This window comes from Micromonospora sp. WMMD714 (assembly GCF_029581315.1).
GTDB classification, from domain to species: Bacteria; Actinomycetota; Actinomycetes; order Mycobacteriales; family Micromonosporaceae; genus Micromonospora; species Micromonospora rifamycinica.
In genome coordinates, this window is the sequence record NZ_CP120744.1 from 2360633 (window position 1) to 2378075 (window position 17443).

Here is a 17443-nt window from a genome sequence, read left to right on the forward strand (position 1 = left end):
GGTCCCGTGATGCATGACAACGACCCTGCCGGCGACCCGACCCAGCTGCTGGCCGTGGTGGGCATGGCCGGGCGGTTCCCGAACGCCCCCGACCTGGACGCGTTCTGGCAGCTGCTGGCCGACGGCGGCGACGCCATCCGGCCGGTGCCGCCGGAGCGTTGGGACGCCACCGCCCAGCTCGACCCGGAGCGGGCGGTGCAGGACGTCGGCGGCTTCCTCGACGACGTCGACCAGTTCGACCCCGGGTTCTTCGGCATCTCCCCCCGGGAGGCCGCGGACATCGATCCGCAGCAACGGCTGATGCTGGAGGTGGCCTGGCGGGCGCTGGAGGACGCCGGCCAGCCGGCCGCCGCCCTGCGCGGCACCCGTACCGGGGTGTACGTCGGCGCGTCCTGGCACGACTACGAGATCCTCCGCAAGGAGCGGGGCGCCACCGCCACCCAGCACAGCACGGTCGGCAACGCCCTGGACGTGATCGCCGCCCGGGTCTCGTACTTCCTGGGGCTCACCGGCCCGTCGCTGGTGGTGGAGACCGGTTGCTCGTCGTCGCTGGTGGCGCTGCACCTGGCCGGCCAGGCGCTGCGCACCGGGGAGATCGACGCGGCGCTGGTCGGCGGGGTCAACCTGATCCTCGCGCCGGACGTCTCGATCGGGCTCACCCACTTCGGCGGGCTGTCCCCGCAGGGCCGGTGCAAGGCGTTCGCCGCGGACGCCGACGGGTTCGTCCGGGCCGAGGGCATCGCCGGGCTGTACCTCAAGCGGCTGGACCGGGCGCTCGCCGACGGCGACCGCATCCAGGGCGTCGTCGTGCGGACCGTGGTGAACAACGACGGCGGCGGGGACAGCCTGGTCACCCCGAACCCGGCGGGCCAGGAGGACCTGCTGCGCCGGGCGTACGTCGAGGGCGGCATCCCGCTGGACCGGCTCGCCTACGTGGAGGCGCACGGCACCGGCACCGGCCGGGGCGACCCGGTCGAGGCCGCGGCGCTCGGCCGGGTCGCCGGTCAGGCGCGGGACACCGCCGTCGGCCCGCTGCCGATCGGTTCGGTCAAGACGAACATCGGGCACACCGAGGCGACCGCCGGCCTGGCCGGGCTGCTCAAGGTGCTGCTCGCGATCCGGCACCGCACCGTGCCGGCGACCCGGCAGCACGGCGAGCTGAACCCGGGCATCGACTTCGCCGGGCTGCGCCTGCGGGTGGCGACCGGCCCGGTGGCGCTCCCCGACGAGCCGGTCTTCCTCGGCGTGAACTCGTTCGGCTGGGGCGGCACCAACGCGCACGTCGTGGTGGCCGACCCGCCGCGCGAGCCGGCCGGCGCGGAACCGGCGTCACCGGCGCTCGGCGTCCCGGCCGTGCTGCCGATCTCCGCGCACTCGTCCGCCGCCCTGGCCGAGCGGGTCCGGCAGGTGCGCGACCTGCTCGCCCACGGCACCGACCCGGCGCAGGTGGCCGGTGCGCTCGCCCACCGGGCGGACCACTTCCCGCTGCGGGTGGCCGCGCTCGCCACCGACACCGCCGCGACGCTGGACCGGCTCGACACCTGGTCCACCGACCGCGACGCCGACGTCGACGGGCTGGTCACCGGCCGCGCCGAGCCGGTCGGCCGGGTCGCCTTCGTCTTTCCCGGACAGGGCTCGCAGTGGGCGGCGATGGGCCGCGATCTGTACGCCGCCAGCCCGGTGTTCCGGTCCGTGGTGGACCGCTGCGCGCGGGCCATCGCCCCGCACGTCGACTGGGACTTGGCCGGCGTGCTGTCCGGGACCGCCGGGACCGGCTGGACGTCCCGGGTGGACATGGTGCAACCAGCGCTGTGGGCGATGTCGGTGGGGCTCGCCGAGCTGTGGCGGCACGCCGGTGTCACCCCGGACGTGGTGATCGGGCACAGCCAGGGTGAGGTCTCCGCCGCGACCGTCGCCGGGATCCTGTCCTACGAGGACGCCGCGCTGGTCGTCGCCACCCGCAGCGCGCTCGCCGTGCGGGCGTCCGGCCGGGGGCGGATGCTCTCCGTCGCGCTCGACCCGGAGGCGGCCCGGGCCGCCCTGGCCGGGTTCGAGGACCTGGTATCGCTGGCGGTCGAGAACGGGCCGGCCTCCTGCGTGCTCTCCGGCGACGGCGACGCCGTGCTCGCGCTGCGCGAGATCCTGGAGGCGGACGGCGTGCACTGCCGGCTGGTCGACGTCGACTACGCCTCGCACAGCCCGCAGATGGACGCGCTCACCCCCGACCTGACCGCCGCGCTCGCCGCGATCACCCCGGTCGACGGGACGGTCGAGCTGGTCTCGACGGTCCGGGGGACCACCCTGTCCGGTCCCGAGCTGGACGCGGCGTACTGGGCCGAGAACCTGCGTCGACCGGTGCGCTTCCTGACCACCGTCGAGGAGCTGGTCTACGGGGGCGTCACCCACCTGGTCGAGATCAGCCCGCACCCGGTGCTGCTGACCGCGATCGAGCAGATCGCCGCGTCGCGCCCGGTGCCGCCCCGGGTGCTGGGCACCCTGCGCCGCGACGCCGGCACGGTGGACGACCTGGCCGCCGCGTTCGCCACCGGGTACGTGGCCGGGCTGGCCCCGCACGCCTACCTGCCACCGGGCCGGACCGTCCGGCTGCCCGGTGTCGCCTGGCAGCGCATCCGGAACTGGACGGAGGGCGGCCGGCGGCGCGGCGGTCGGCTCGGGCTCGACGTCGCTGTCGTCCCGTCGGCCACCGAGCCCGACCTGTGGCAGGGTGACCTGGAGATCGGCACCGGCAGCCACCCGTGGCTCGCCGACCACCGGGTGCACGACGCGGTGGTGGTGCCCGGCGCGGCGATGCTCGCCGTCGCCCTGGCCACCGGCCGGTCCCGCACCGGTCAGGAGCCGACCGTGCTGCGCGACGTCCGGTTCAGCGCCGACCTCACCCTGACCGGCGACGCGACGGCGCAGGTTGGCGCGCTGTGGCGCGACGACGTCACCGAGGGCGGCTCGTTCACGCTCTGCTCGCTGGCGTCCGACGGCTCCGGCTGGACCACCCACGCCACGGCCCGCGTCCAGCAGTCCGCCGCCACCGCGCCGGTGCCCTTCCCGGCCGGCCTGGTCGGGCCGCCACCGGTCGAGGCGGACGACTTCTACGCGGCGTGCGAACGGCGCGGGCTGCGCTACGGCCCGGCGATGCGGGGCGTCCGTCGGGTGACGGTCGACGGCGCCCGCGCCCTCGGCGAACTGGAGCTGCCGGCGAAGTGCCGGGCCGGCGCGTCGGCCGCCCTGCACCCCGCGCTGTGGGACGCGGCCCTCCAGGTCAGCCTGGCCCTCGACGAGGGCACCGGCACGGTGGTGCCGACCGGGGTGCAGCGGGTCGAACGGCACCGGGCCACCGTGCCGACGGCCGGCTGGTCGTACGCCGAGCGACGCGACGACGGCCGGTACGACGTGCACGTGTTCGACGCCGAGCGCGAGCCGGTGCTCAGCATGATCGGCCTGTCCCTCCAGGAGTTGACGCTGACCGCCGGGGACGACCCGGACACGGCGCTGCTGCACCGGCTGGCGTTCCGGCCCGCGCCCAGCCCCGAGCCGGCGACACTGCCCGGCCGGTGGCTCGTCGCGGGGACCGGCCCGCTGGCCGCCGCCCTGCCCGGGGAGGAGCTGACCGACCCGGCCGGGCTGGCCGCGGCGGAGCCGGCGGGTGTGGTGTTCGTCGTCCCGACCGGCGGGCCGCAGCAGCGTGCCGCCCTGGTCGGGCTCACCGAGCTGACCCGGGCCGCCGCGGCGCTGCCCATGCCGTCGCGGATCGCGGTGGTGACCACCGGGGCACAGGCGGTCACCGGTGCCGACCTGCCGGACCCGGGGGCCGCCATGTTCTGGGGCTTCACCCGGGTGCTGCGCCGCGAACACCCGGAGCTCGCCCCGACGCTGGTCGACGTCACCGCCGCCGACGACCCGGTCGTGGCGGCGCTCGCCGTGGTCGCCGAGCTGGCCACCACCGACGGCGACGACCAGGTGGTGCTGCGCGGCGTGGACCGCTGGGTGGGCCGGATCGTGGTCGGCCGGGCGGAGCCCGACGAGGAGCCGCCCGTGTGGCGTACCCCGGTGCAGCCCTTCCGCCTGGTGCCGGCGCGACCGGGCCGCTGGGACGGCCTGGAGTTCCGACCGCGGTCCCGGGGCGTCCCGGCCGCCGGGGAGGTGCAGATCGAGGTGACCGCCGCCGCGCTCAACTTCATCGACGTGATGAAGGCGATGGGCACCTATCCGGACCCGGTCGGCGGGGAGCTGCTCGGCGGCGAGTGCGCCGGACGGGTCACCGCCGTGGGCGCCGACGTCACCGGGTTCGCCGTCGGCGACCGGGTGGTCGCCTGCGCGTTCGGTGCCATCTCCTCGCACCTGACGGTCGCCGCCGACCGGGTCCGCGCCCTGCCGCCCGACCTCGACGACGCCGAGGCCGCGGCGCTGCCGCTGGTGACGCTGACCGCCTGGTACGCGCTGGCCGACCTGGGCCGGGTGCGGGCCGGCGAGACGGTCCTGGTGCACTCCGCCGCCGGTGGGCTGGGCCTGGCGGCGATCGGCGTCGCCCGGCACCTCGGCGCGGAGGTGCTGGCGACCGCGGGCACCGAGGAGAAGCGGGAGTACCTGCGCGGCCTCGGCGTCCGGCAGGTCTTCGACTCCCGGGACCTGTCCTGGGCCGACGAGGTACTGGCGGCCACCGGTGGCCGGGGTGTCGACGTGGTGCTCAACTCGCTCACCGGCGCGGCGATCGACGCCGGGCTGGACGTGCTCGCCGAGGACGGCCGGTTCCTGGAGGTCGGCAAGAGGGACGTGTACGCCGGCCGCCGGATCAGCCTGGCCGCGTTCCGCAAGTCGGTCACCGTGGCGGCGATCGACCTGGCCGGCCTGATGGACCGCCGCCCGGAACGGTTCGCCCCGCTGTTCACCGAGGTGTGGGACCTGGTGGTCGCCGGCAAGCTGCCGCGCCTGCCGGTGGCCCGGTACGACTTCGCCGACGCCGCCGACGCGCTGCGCACCATGGCCACCGGTCGGCACATCGGCAAGCTGGTGCTGGTGGATCCGACCACGGTCACCGCCGTGGTGCCGGAGCCGATGCCCGGTGGCCGGTTCCGGGCCGACGGCACCTACCTGATCACCGGCGGCCTGGGCGCGCTCGGCCTGTCGCTGGCCGAGTACGTCGCGGAGCACGGCGGTGGCGCGCTCGCCCTGCTCGGACGGCGTGCTCCCGACCCGGACGCCGGGGAGCGGATCGCGGCGCTCCGGGCGGCCGGCTGCGACGTCCGGGCGTACCCGGTGGACGTCACCGACCGGGCGGCGGTGGCCGCGGTCCTGGACCGGGTCCGGGCCGGGCAGCCGCCGCTGCGGGGGGTGGTGCACGCCGCCGGTGTCCTCGACGACGCGACGATCGCCACCCTGCGGCCCGAGCAGATCGAGCGCGCGGTGGCCCCGAAGGTGGACGGCGCGCGGCACCTGGACGCGTTGACCACCGACGACCCGCTGGACCTGTTCGTGCTCTTCTCCTCGGCCGCCGCCCTGGTCGGCAACGCCGGCCAGGCCGGCTACGCGGCCGGCAACGCCTACCTGGACAGCCTCGCCGAGGCCCGCCGCCGGCGGGGTCGACCGGCGCTGTCGGTCCAGTGGGGACCGTTCGCCGACGTCGGCCTCGCGGCGCAGGACGGCAACCGGGGCGACCGGCTGTCCGAGCGCGGCATGGGCAGTTTCCCGGTCACCCGGGCGTGGCCGGCGCTGGCCCGGTTCCTCGACGACGGCGAACGGGTCGTCGGCTACGTCCCGCTGAACGTACGGCAGTGGTTCGACGCCTACCCGGACACCGCGGCCCTGCCCAGCTGGCAGGAGTTGCGGGCGGACGGGGGCACCGGCGGCGGGGACGGCACGGTGTTCCTGGAGCGGCTGCACGGCGCGGCGGCGGACGCCCGGGTGCCGCTGGTGGAGGAGAAGGTGCGGGAGCTGACCGGACGGGTGCTGCGCATCGATCCCGGCGCCGTCGACCAGCAGACCCCGTTCAAGGCGCTCGGGCTCGACTCGCTGATGAGCCTGGAACTGCGCAACCGGCTGGAGTCGGCGTTCGGGCTGAAGCTCTCGCCCACGCTGCTCTGGACCTACGGCACGGCCGGCGCCCTGGCCACCGTGCTGTGCGAGCAACTCCTCGACACCGCTACGGAAACGGAACGAGTGCAGTGACGACGACACCGGGCGACCCGACGCCGCTGAGCCGTGCCCTGGACACCATCCGCAAGCTCCGCCGGCAACTCGACGAGCAGGGCGGCCGCCAACCGGTCGCGGTCATCGGCGTCGGGCTGCGGCTGCCCGGCGGGATCCACACCATGGACGGGTACTGGCAGGCGCTCACCGCGGGCCGTGACCTGATCCGGCCGATCCCGGCGGCCCGTACCGCGCCGTTCGCCGACCAGTGGGCGACGCTGCCCCGCCAGGGCGGGTTCCTCGACGAGGTGCTCAGCTTCGACGCCGGGTACTTCGGGATCAGCCCGCGCGAGGCGGTCGCCCTGGATCCGCAGCACCGGCTGCTGCTGGAGGTGGCGGCGGAGGCGCTGGACCACGCGGCCACCCCGCCGGACCGCCTGGGCGACCAGCGGGTCGGCTGCTACGTCGGCATCACCCACCAGGACTACCGGGAGTGGGAGCCGTCGACCGCGGACGCCTACTGGGCCACCGGCAACGGCCACTGCTTCGCCGTCGGCCGGGTCGCGTACGCGCTGGGCCTCACCGGTCCGGCGGTGGCGGTGGACACCGCCTGCTCGTCGTCGCTGGTCGCCCTGCACCAGGCGGTGGCGGCGCTGCGGGCCGGCGAGTGCGACCTGGCCCTGGCCGGTGGCGTCAACCTGATCCTGTCGCCGCGTTCGACCCGGCTGCTCGGTCCGGAGATGGGCGCGCTCGCCCCGGACGGGCGGTGCAAGGCGTTCGACGCCCGCGCCAACGGCTTCACCCGGGGTGAGGGCTCGGTCGTCCTGGTGCTCAAGCGGCTCGACGCCGCGGTCCGGGACGGCGACACCGTGCTCGCCGTGGTCAAGGGCTCCGCGCTCAACCAGGACGGCCGGTCCTCCGGGTTCACCGCGCCGAACGTGCTGGCGCAGACCGCGTTGCTGCGCTCGGCGCTGGCCGACGCCGACCTCACCGCCGCCGAGGTCGGGCTGGTGGAGACGCACGGCACCGGCACGGCACTGGGCGACCCGATCGAGGTCGAGGCCCTCGCCACGGTGCTCGGACGCCCACGTGGCACGGACGCGCCGCTGCTGATCGGGGCCGCCAAGACGAACGTCGGCCACCTGGAGGCCGCGGCGGGCGTGGTCGGCATCGTCAAGGCGATCCTCTCGCTGCGGCACGGGCAGGTGCCGCCGCTCGTGCACTTCGGCACGCTCAACCCGCGCATCGACCTGACCGGCACCGCGATCACCCTGCCCACCGAGGTGCTGGCCTGGGACGAGGCGACGGCGAACCGGCACGCCGGGGTCAGCTCGTTCGGGATGAGCGGCACGAACGCGCACGTCATCCTCGGCACCGCCGAGTCCGCCGGGGTGACCCCGCCGGCCCGTCCGGCCCCGGAGCAGGTGGCCGGCTTCGAGATCGGCGGGCACACGCCGGAGGCCCTGCGGACGCTCGCCGCCCGCTACCGGGAGCGGTTGGCGACCCTCGACGCGGCGGACTACCCGGCGTTCGCGTACACCGCCGGTCCCGGCCGGCCCCGGCACCGGGTACGCGCCTGGGTGGCCGCCGACGGACCGGCCGCCGCGCTGGAGGCGCTGACCGCGCTGGCCGCGGGTGAGTCGTCGCCCCTGGTGCGGGACCTCGCCGTGGACGCCGAGCCGCCGGCCCCCGCGCCGGCCCGCCGGGTGGTCGACCTGCCGGGCTACCCGTGGCAGCGGCAGCGGTACGCCCCGGTGACGGAGGTTCCGTCCGCGTCGGGCACCCCGCTGCACGAGCTGGCCTGGCTGCCGCTGCCGGAGCCGGGGCGGGTCGAGGGCCGTCCGGTCATGGTGCTGGGTGACGACCCGGAACTGACCGCGCTGATCAGGTCCCGCGCCCGCGCGGCGGGCCGCGAGGTGCTCCCGCCCGGTGCGGCGAGCCCCGCCGAGCCGACCTGCGTGCTGCTGGCGTACGTGGCACCGGCCCTGCCGGCGACCACCGACGACGCCCGGTCGATCGAGGCGACGGCGGCCCTGTGCGCGACGGTCACCGCCACCCTGCGCGAGCTGCCGGCGCACCATCGGGTCGTGCTGCTGACCCGGGGTGCCCGCCGGGTGGGCGGCGACGACGAGGTGTCGGCCACCGGGCACGGCGCGCTGCACGGCCTGGCCCCGGTGCTGGGTCTGGAGTCCGCCGGGTACGCCGGGATCGTCGACCTGCCGGCGCACCCGGACGGGACCGACGTCGACGCCCTGCTGCGGGCGCTGCCCGACGGCGGCCCCGAGGACCTGCTCGCGGTCCGCGACGGGCAGGTGTTCACCGGCCGGCTGCGCGCCTCGGTGCCCGCCGCCGCTTACCCGCAGCCGCTGCGGGCCGACGCGACCTACCTGGTCACCGGGGGGCTCGGCGGGGTCGGCCGGGTGCTCGTCGACGACCTGGTCCGCCGGGGCGCCCGGCACCTGACGCTGCTCGGCCGGCGGCCCGAGGACGCCCTGCCGACCGCCGCGACCGACCTGCTCGCCCGGCTCCGGTCGGCCGGTGTCGACGCACGCTACGCGGCGGCCGACTGTGCCGACCCGGCGGCGCTGGCCGGGGTGCTGGCCGCCGAGGACCGCCCGGTGGCCGGCGTGCTGCACGCCGCCGGCACGATCGCCCGCACCCCGCTGCCCGAGGTGGACGGTGCGGCGTTCACCGGGGCGCTGCGCGCCAAGCTCGCCGGTGCCTGGTGGCTGCACCTGCTCCTGGCCGACCGGCCGCTGGACTTCTTCACCGTCGTCTCGTCGGTGTCGGCGCTCTGGGGCACCGACGGTTACGCCGCCTACGCCGCCGCCAACGGCGCGGCCGAGCTGGTGGTCCGGCACCGCGCCGGGCTGGGTCTGCCGGCCGGCACCGTCGCGTACGGGCCGTGGGCCGGCGACGGGATGGTCGACGCCGACGCCCTCGCCGACCTGGCGCGGGGCGGCGTGGGCGCGGTACGGCCCGAGGACGGGGCCGCGGCGTTGGTCGCCCCGGCCACCGGGCCGGAGTCGACCGTCGTGTGCTGCCCGGCCGACTGGGGCCGGCTGGACGCGGTGCTGGGCGGTCGCCGACCGCGCGCCCTGCTCCGCGAGCTGGCCCCGGTCACCCGACCGGCTGCCGGACCGACCGCCCCGGTCGCCCTGCGGGACCTGCCCGAGCTGGCCCGGCCGGCTGCCGCCCGGGACGCGGTCCGGGACGCGGTGGCCCGGGTGCTGGGCCATCCGTCGACCGCCGGGATCCGCGACGACCAGGGCTTCTTCGACCTCGGGCTGGACTCGATGATGGCGATCGACCTGCTCGACGCGCTCGGTGCCCGGTTCGGGGTCCGGTTGGCGACGGCGGACATCTTCGACCACCCGACGGTGGCCGACCTGGGTGCGTTCGTCCTGGACCGGGTGACCGGCCCGACGACCGCCGAGCCGCAACCGTCGCCGGTGGCGGCGGAGACGGATCCCGCCGGCTCGTCGCCGGTGGCTGCCGGGTCGGATCCGGCCGGCTCGTCGCCGGTGGCCGAATCCCGTCCCGCCGAGCCGTCGCCGATGTCGGCCCGGACGGAGCCTGCCGGGTCGTCGCCGGAGGTGGCCGGCGCGGAGCCGCTGCGGCCCGCGCCGGCGCGGCCGGTGCCGGCGGACCGGCCCGGGCAGCCGACCGCCGGGCCGATCGCGATCGTCGGCATGGCCGGGCGCTTCCCCGGCGCCGACTCGGTCGACGAGCTGTGGGACCTGCTGACCGACGGCCGTGACGGCGTCGGCCCGGTGCCGGCGGACCGGTGGGACGGCGCCGCCCTGCACGACGCCGACCAGGTGCGGGCCGGCACCATCACCACCGACCAGGGCGGTTTCCTCCGGGACGTGGACCGGTTCGACGCCGCCTTCTTCGACATCCCGGGTCGCGAGGCGGAGAGCCTGGACCCGCAGCAGCGGCTGCTGCTGGAGACCGCCTGGCACGCGTTCGAGGACGCCGGCGTCGACCCGCGCAGCCTGCGGGGCAGCCGTACCGGCGTGTTCGTCGGCATCTCCAACAGCGACTACGCGCGCCTGCTGGAGCGGGGCGGCCTGGACGGGCTGGACGCCTACTTCGGCACCGGCACCGCGCTCAACGCGGCGGCCGGCCGGCTCAGCTACCTGTACGGCTTCGAGGGCCCGGCGATGGCGATCGACACCGCGTGCTCGTCGTCGCTGGTCGCGCTGCACCTCGCGATCCGGTCCCTGCGGTCGGGGGAGTCGCAGACCGCGCTGGTGGGCGGGGTGAACGTCATCGCCGCGCCGGCCGCCTCGGTGGCGGTCAGCCGGGCGCACATGCTCTCGCCGACCGGTCGCTGCCGCACGTTCAGCGCCCAGGCGGACGGCTTCGTCCGCTCCGAGGCGGTGGCGATGGTGGTGCTCAAGCCGCTGGACGCGGCCCGGCGGGCAGGTGACCGGATCCTCGCGGTGCTGCACGGCAGCGCGGTCAACTCCGACGGCGCGTCGACCGGGCTGACCGCCCCGAACGGGCGGGCGCAGCAGGCGGTGATCCGGTCGGCGCTGGCCGACGCCGGGGTCGACGGGGCCGAGGTCTCCTACCTGGAGGCGCACGGCACCGGGACGGCGCTGGGCGATCCGGTCGAGGTCTCCGCCGCCTGGCGGGTGCTGGGCTCCGGCCGGCGACCGGACGATCCGCTGTACCTCGGATCGGTGAAGAGCAACGTCGGGCACTGCGAGTCGGCGTCCGGCCTGGTGTCGCTGGCCAAGACGGTGCTCGCCCTGCGGCACGACCGGATTCCGGCCGACCTGCACTACACCGAGCCGAACCCGCAGATCGACTGGGCCGGGATGAACGTCCGGGTGGTGGACCACGCCCTGCCGTGGCCGGCGGGACGCGGCCGGCGGCTGGCCGGGATCTCGGCGTTCGGCTTCTCCGGCACGAACGCGCACGTGATCGTCGGCGCGGCACCGGCCGAGGAGCCACCGCCGGCCGGCCGCCCGCCGTTCGTCCTGCCGCTGTCCGGGTCGGACCCGGCGGGCCTGGAGCGGGTGACCGCCGTCTGGCGCGACGCGCTCGCCGGTGACCCGGCCGAGGAGCGGGTGGCCGCGCTGACCGCGCTCGCCGGGGCCGGACGGTCCCACCTGCGCGCCCGCCGTGCGGTCGTCGGCTGCACCGGCGCGGACCTGCTCGCCGGGTTGTCGGGTCCGCCGCCGCAGGTCGGCACCGGCCGGCCGCCGCGGGTGGCGTTCCTCTTCTCCGGCCAGGGCAGCCAGTACTTCGGGATGGCCCGCGAGCTGTACGAGACCGAGCCGGTGTTCCGGGAGCGCTTCGACGCGTGCGACGCGGTGCTCACCCCGCAGCTCGGTGCCCCGCTCACCGAACTGCTCTGGACCGGAGCCGACCGGGAGCGGATCCACCAGACCGTGGTGACCCAGCCCGCGCTGGTCGCCCTTCAGGTGTCACTGGCCGCCCTGTGGGCCTCCTGGGGGGTCACCGCGACCGCCGTGCTCGGCCACAGCGTCGGCGAGATCTCCGCCGCGGTCCACGCCGGGGTGCTCGACCTTGCCGACGGCCTGTTCCTGGTCAGTCGTCGCTCCCGGCTGATGCAGGGGTCCGCCCCGGGCGCGATGGTGGCGGTGACGGCCACCGAGGCCGAGGTCGCCGACCGGATCGCCGGCCAGCCGCTGGACGTCGCCGCGGTCAACGGGCCGCGCGCCGTCGTGGTGGCCGGCCCGGCCGACGCCGTGGACACCTTCGCCGCCGCCTGCCGGGCCGACCGGATCGGGACGCAGCGCCTGGTCGTCTCGCACGCCTTCCACTCCTGGCTGATGGAGCCGGTGCTCGACGAGTTGCGGTCGGCGGTCGCCGGGGTGACGCACCGGCCGCCGGTGCTGCCGATCGTGAGCAACGTGACCGGTCGGCCCGCCGAGGGCTACGACGCCGGCTACTGGGCCCGGCACGTCCGGCAGCCGGTGCGCTTCGGCGCCGGGGTGGAGGCGCTGCGTGACCTCGGGGCCGACGTGTTCGTCGAGATCGGACCGGGGCGTACGCTCACCGGCCTGGTGACCGCCGGCGGTCTGCTGCCGGCCGGAGGCGCGCTGCCGTCGATGCGGCGCGGGGCGTCCGACCGGGCCGTCCTGCTCGACGCGGTGGCCCGGCTGTACGAGCTGGGGCAGCCGATCGAGTGGGCCGCGGTGCAGGGCCGGGCGACCGGGGCGGCACCGGTCTACCCGTTCGCCGACACCCGGTTCTGGGTGAAGTCGGCCCCGGCCCGGCCGTCGCCCGCGCCGGCCGGCACCGGAGCGCACTGGGGCACCGAGGTCCAGTCGCCCGCGCTGCGCAGCGCCCGGGTCTTCGAGTTCCCGCGTACCACCGCGTTCCCGGCCTACCTCACCGACCACCGGCTGTACGACACGGTGGTCACCCCGGCCGCGTCGCATCTGGCGACCGCGCTGTCCGCGCTCGCCGGGGACGGCGCGGCGCTGACGCTGACCGACATGGTCTGCCCGAGGGCGTTGGTGGTCGCCGAGGGTGAGGAGTACCGGGTGCAGCTGGTCGCCGACACCGCGACCGGTCACCTCGCCGTGCACAGCCTGCTCGACGACGAGCGGCGGCAGTGGCAGGAGCACCTCTCCGGTCGGTTGACGGCCGACGGGGCGGGCCGGGCGGCCCCGACGGAGACGGACCGGGGGGAGTTCGTCGGCGGTGCCGACCGGCACCTCTCCGGGGCGGCGTTCTACGCCTACTTCGCCGCCCTCGGCTACACCCTCGGCCCGTCCTTCCGGTGGATCGCCGACGTGTGGATCCGGGGCGGGGAGGCCCTGGTCCGCTACGCGCCGCCGGCGTTGCCCGACGATCCGGCGTGCTACGAGCTGTATCCGGGTCTCATCGACTCGTGCTTCCAGAGCATCGCCGGGTTCCTGGTCGACGACCGGGTCGCCGAGGCCGCGTCGCTGGCCATCCCGTTCTCGGCGGCCCGGATCACCTTCCCGGCCGGACCCCGGCCGACCGGCGAGCTGTGGGGGCACGTCCGGGTGCGTTCGGCCGAGCCGCTGGCCGGCGGGCGCAGCCGGGTGGACGCCGCCGACCTGCACCTGTTCACCGCCGGTGGCGAGAGCCTGATGGTGGTGGACGACTTCCGGGTCCGGCACGCGCCGCGTGAGCTGCTGCGGCAGAGCCTGCGTGAGGAGCGGTCCCACCTGTACGCGGTGGACTGGACCCCGGTGGAGGTCGCGGAGCGTCCGGTCGGGCGGCGGCACGTGGTCGGGCTGACCGGCACGGGTGTCTTCGTCGACGAGCTGGCCGCCGCCCTGCGCCGCGTCGGGCACACCGTGACCCCGGACGGCCCGGCCGACCTGGTGGTGGACGCCCGGTGGGTCGAGTCCGACGGGGTGGAGCCGCTGGCGGCGGTCCGGGAGTTGGCTACGGCACTGCGTGCCGGCCGCCCGGCGGTGCCGTACGCGGTGCTCGCCCCGACCGGCCCGGGCGGGGCGCCGCTGCGGGAGACGCTGTGGGGTCTGCTCGCCGCACTGGAGGCTGAGGAGCCGGACCGTCGGCTGCTGCGCGTCGAGACCGACCGGACGGCGGTGGACCGGTTGGCGGCGACGCTGACCGGCGCGGTCGACGACGGGTGCGCCGAGCCCCGGTTGCGGGTGTCCGCCGGAGCGGTCACCGGCGCCCGGCTGGTGCCGGCGCGACCGCGGTCCGCCGGTCGTGGCTGGCCGTCCGGGGCGCTGATCACCGGTGGTCTGGGGGCGCTCGGCCTGAGCACCGCCCGGCTGCTGGTCGAGCGGGGGACCAGGGCGCTCACCCTGGTGAGCCGGTCCGCGCCGGGTGCGGGTGCGCGCCGGGTCCTGGACTCGCTCACCGGGCAGGGGGTCCGGATCGAGGTGGTACGGGGTGACGTCGCCGATCCCCGGGTGTGCGCCGAGGCGGTGGCCGCCGCCGACCGGCTCGGTCCACTCGACGCCGTCCTGCACCTGGCGGGGGCGACCGCCGACGGCGCGTTCGGCACGGCGGCACCGTCGGCGTACGACGGGGTCTTCGCCGGCAAGGTGGACGGCGCGGCGGCCCTCGCCGCGGCGCTGCGGGGTCGGGAGCTGGGCGCCTTGGTGCTGTACTCCTCGGTCTCCTCGGTGCTCGGCTCGGCCGGGCAGACCGGCTACGCCGCCGCCAACGGCTACCTGACCGGTCTGGCCGAGGCGCTGCGGGCCGAGGGCGTCCGGGCGGTGAGCATCGCCTGGGGGCCGTGGGTGCCGGACGGCGAGCAGGGCCTGGCCGGCACCGACGTGGTACGGCGGGCTTCCGAGCGTTACCACGTCCGCCCGTTGGGCGACGAGGACGCCGCGCCGGTCCTGGCGGCCGCGCTGGACAGCGACCTGCACCAGTTGGTCGCGGTCGCGGTCGACCTTCCCCGCTACGCCGCGCTGGTCGCCGGCCATCCCCGGGCGGCCCTGGTGGCGGCCTCGGCGGCACCGGCGTCGGCCGCCCCCCGCGACGCCGCGACGCCGCCGTCGGGGTGGCTCGGGGAGCGGGTGGCCGACCTGGCGGAGGCGGACGCGCCGGGGGTGCTGCGCGACGCGGTGGCGACGATGGTGGCGGAGACGCTGGGCAGTCCGGTGCCGGTGGACGAGCACTCCGGCTTCGCCGACCTGGGCCTCGACTCGATCATGGCGATCGACCTGCGGACCCGGTTGGCGTACGGCCTGGGCCGGGAACTGCCGGCGACGGTGGCGCTCGACCACCCGACGGTGGTGGCCCTGAGCGCCTACCTGACCACGGAACTGTTCGGTGCCCGGACGCCGGTGCCGCCGTCTCCGGCGCGTCCGGCGGTCGGCCCGGTCGGCCCGGACGACGCCGTGCTGTCCGAGTTGTCCCTCGACGACCTGGTCGCCGCGGCCCGCGAGGACCTCGCGGCCGGCTGGTGAGGCACGGGGAAGCCCGGTCACCGCGAGGGTGACCGGGCTTCTCCGTGCCGGGGGTTCAGCGGCCGGCGAGGGCGGCCACGCCGTCGACCACGTCGGCCCAGAGCGCCCGGGGGAGGACGCCGTGCCCGTACCCGGGGAAGGTCATCAGCCGGGCGCCCGGGATGGCCTCGGCGGTGGCCCGACCACCGGCGACGTTCCAGATCCGGTCCGCCTCGCCGTGCACCACCAGTGCCGGGACGCGGAGTTCGGCGAGCTGGGCGCGGCGGTCCCGGGAGGCCATCAGCGCGGCCTCGTGCCGCAGCCGGCCGGCCTGGTCGTAGGCCCGGTCGAAGGCGATCCGGCCGCGTTCCCGCAGCCAGCGTTCGTCCATGTCGTACCCGGGGGAGCCGATCAGGTCGAACAGGTCGACCATCAGCTGCCCGGCCTGCTCCCCGTTCTCGACCGGCCGGTCCTGCAGCTTCTGCAGGCGCATCGCGGTACGCATGCTGAGCCGGCCGATCCGGGGCGACGCGGTGGCCGAGATCGAGGTCAGGCTGAGCACCCGCCCGGGGTGGTCGATCGCGATCTGCTGCGCGATCATCCCGCCGAGGGAGATGCCGACGACGTGCGCGCGCGGCCAGCCCAGCGCGTCGAGCACGGCGACCGCGTCGCCGGCCATGTCCGGCAGCCGGTACGCCGCCTTGCCCGGCCGCAGCATCATCCGCAGGATGGTGGGGCGGCCGGCCTCGTGCAGGTGGGTCGAGGCGCCCACGTCGCGGTGGTCGAACCGGGCGACCGTGAAGCCCCGGCCGGCGAAGGCGGCACACAGGTCGTCGTGCCACATGATCATCTGCATGCCGAGACCCATGACGAGCAGCAGCGGCTCACCGTCGGGGCGGCCGAGACTCTCGTACGCGATATGGATGCCACCCGGGCGACCGGCGTGCGGCGACACCGCCGTGCCGGTCAGGCGGGCCTGCCCTGATTCGGTCGTCATGCCTGAAGGGTCCTCCGGCGCGCTTGAGCCGGAATCGAGTCACCGGGTCAAGCCGCACTCCAGGCCCCGTGCATAGCGTGAGCAGCACAGACAGTTGCTCATCGAAGGGGTCACGATGGACGATCAGCAGCCCACCGTCGTCGCCGTGCTCGATGGCGGTCCGACCGACATTCCGGTCATGATGCGGACCTGTCACGTCACCGGCGACGCGGACAGGGTCAAGCTCCCGTGGCTCAACGGGTACGAGCACTTCCACCGGACGGCCCCGGGGGCGGACGGCCGGACGGTGTTCACCTGGGTCGGCCGAACGCGGATCGCCGAGTAGCGGTCGAGTCCGCGAACTGCGGGTTGGCCGGGATCCGGGCGGTCACCACGAAGCGGCCGTCGCGGGGGCCGACCTCCAGCTCGCCCCCCACGATGTCGATGCGCTCGGCGAGCCCGGTGAGCCCGGTGCCGTACGAGAAGGGCTGGTCGAGCGCGCCGCCCGCCCCGTCGTCGGCGACCTGCACGACGAACGTGTCGCCCTCGTCGACGACCGTGATCCAGCACCGTTGCGCCGAGGCGTGCCGGATCACGTTCGTCGTCGCCTCCCGCACCACCCACCCGGCCGTCTCGTTGGTCGGCCGCGGCAGGGACAGCGGACCGGCCACCGTCACCGTCACGCCGCAGGCGGTCAGCAGGGCCTCGGAACTCTCCGCCTCGGCCCGCAGCCACACCGTGCGGTAGCCGGAGACGGCCGCGCGCACCTCCGCCAGGGCGTCTCGGGCGGTGGCGCTCACCTCGAGGATCTCGTTGACCGCCCGGTGCGGATCCCGGACGACCATCTGGGCGGCGATCTCGGCTTTCAGGGTGACCGCGGAGAGCCGTTGCCCGAGGATGTCGTGCAGGTCGCGGGCGATGCGCAGCCGTTCCTCGGCGACCGCCAGGTGGGTCAGCTCGGTGCGCGCCTCCTGCAACTGCATGGACGTCTCGATCTGCTTGTAGACGGCCACCTGGGTGGCTCCGACGATCACCAGCAGGACCAGGAGCACGACGATCGAGCTGCGTTCGGCGTGCAGGATGAACTGGGCGACGAGGGTGCAGGAGCCGATGAGGGCGGTCAGGACCACCGGCCACCAGCGCAGCGGGAAGTTGATCAGCAGCATGATCGCGGCGAAGACGCCCAGACCGGAGAACCAGTCGTAGTGCAGCGTGGGGACCATCAGCGCGCCCAGGACCAGGGTGAGCAGGACGGTCAGCGGCGCGCGGTTGCCGTGCATCTGCGGGGTGTTGCGAATTATCACCCGGCAGTAGCCGGCGGCGAAGGCCAACAGTACGGGTAGGAGCCAGATCGACGTGCGGGTGATCGCGCCGACCGGATACGCGAGGAAGAGGAGGCAGGACAGACTGAAGAACCGAACCTGCATACCTCGTCGTCGAA

Annotated in this window: 5 protein-coding genes; 3 read left to right on the plus strand and 2 right to left on the minus strand. The window is 75.9% G+C overall.

The window, feature by feature from the left end:
- The first annotated feature begins 9 nt into the window (after nt 1-9).
- Together O7625_RS10660 and O7625_RS10665 are read left to right on the plus strand one after the other, a co-directional pair.
- The gene (locus O7625_RS10660; protein WP_282345647.1) at nt 10-6177 is read left to right on the plus strand and encodes a type I polyketide synthase; all 6168 of its coding nucleotides are present in this window, start codon (nt 10-12) and stop codon (nt 6175-6177) included.
- Complete coding sequence (locus O7625_RS10665; RefSeq protein ID WP_282345648.1) at nt 6174-15047, plus strand: type I polyketide synthase; 8874 nt, start codon at nt 6174-6176, stop codon at nt 15045-15047. The genes O7625_RS10660 and O7625_RS10665 overlap by 4 nt, the downstream gene beginning before the upstream one ends.
- Before the next feature lie 55 nt (nt 15048-15102).
- Here O7625_RS10665 and O7625_RS10670 read toward each other — a convergent pair whose 3' ends face one another.
- Nucleotides 15103-16023: an alpha/beta hydrolase gene (locus O7625_RS10670; RefSeq protein ID WP_282345649.1), complete on the minus strand. Its 921-nt coding sequence runs from the start codon at nt 16021-16023 to the stop codon at nt 15103-15105.
- A 115-nt stretch (nt 16024-16138) separates the two neighbouring features.
- On the opposite strand from O7625_RS10670, the gene O7625_RS10675 reads away from it, so the two are divergent.
- Nucleotides 16139-16348 (plus strand): DUF5988 family protein, encoded by a 210-nt coding sequence (locus tag O7625_RS10675; RefSeq protein WP_282345650.1) that lies wholly within the window; start codon nt 16139-16141, stop codon nt 16346-16348.
- On the opposite strand, the gene O7625_RS10680 is transcribed toward O7625_RS10675, so the two are convergent.
- Entirely contained in the window at nt 16314-17429 is a 1116-nt protein-coding gene (locus tag O7625_RS10680) for a histidine kinase (RefSeq protein WP_282345651.1), read from the minus strand. The two genes, O7625_RS10675 and O7625_RS10680, sit on opposite strands and share 35 nt — an antisense overlap.
- Nucleotides 17430-17443 lie beyond the last annotated feature (14 nt).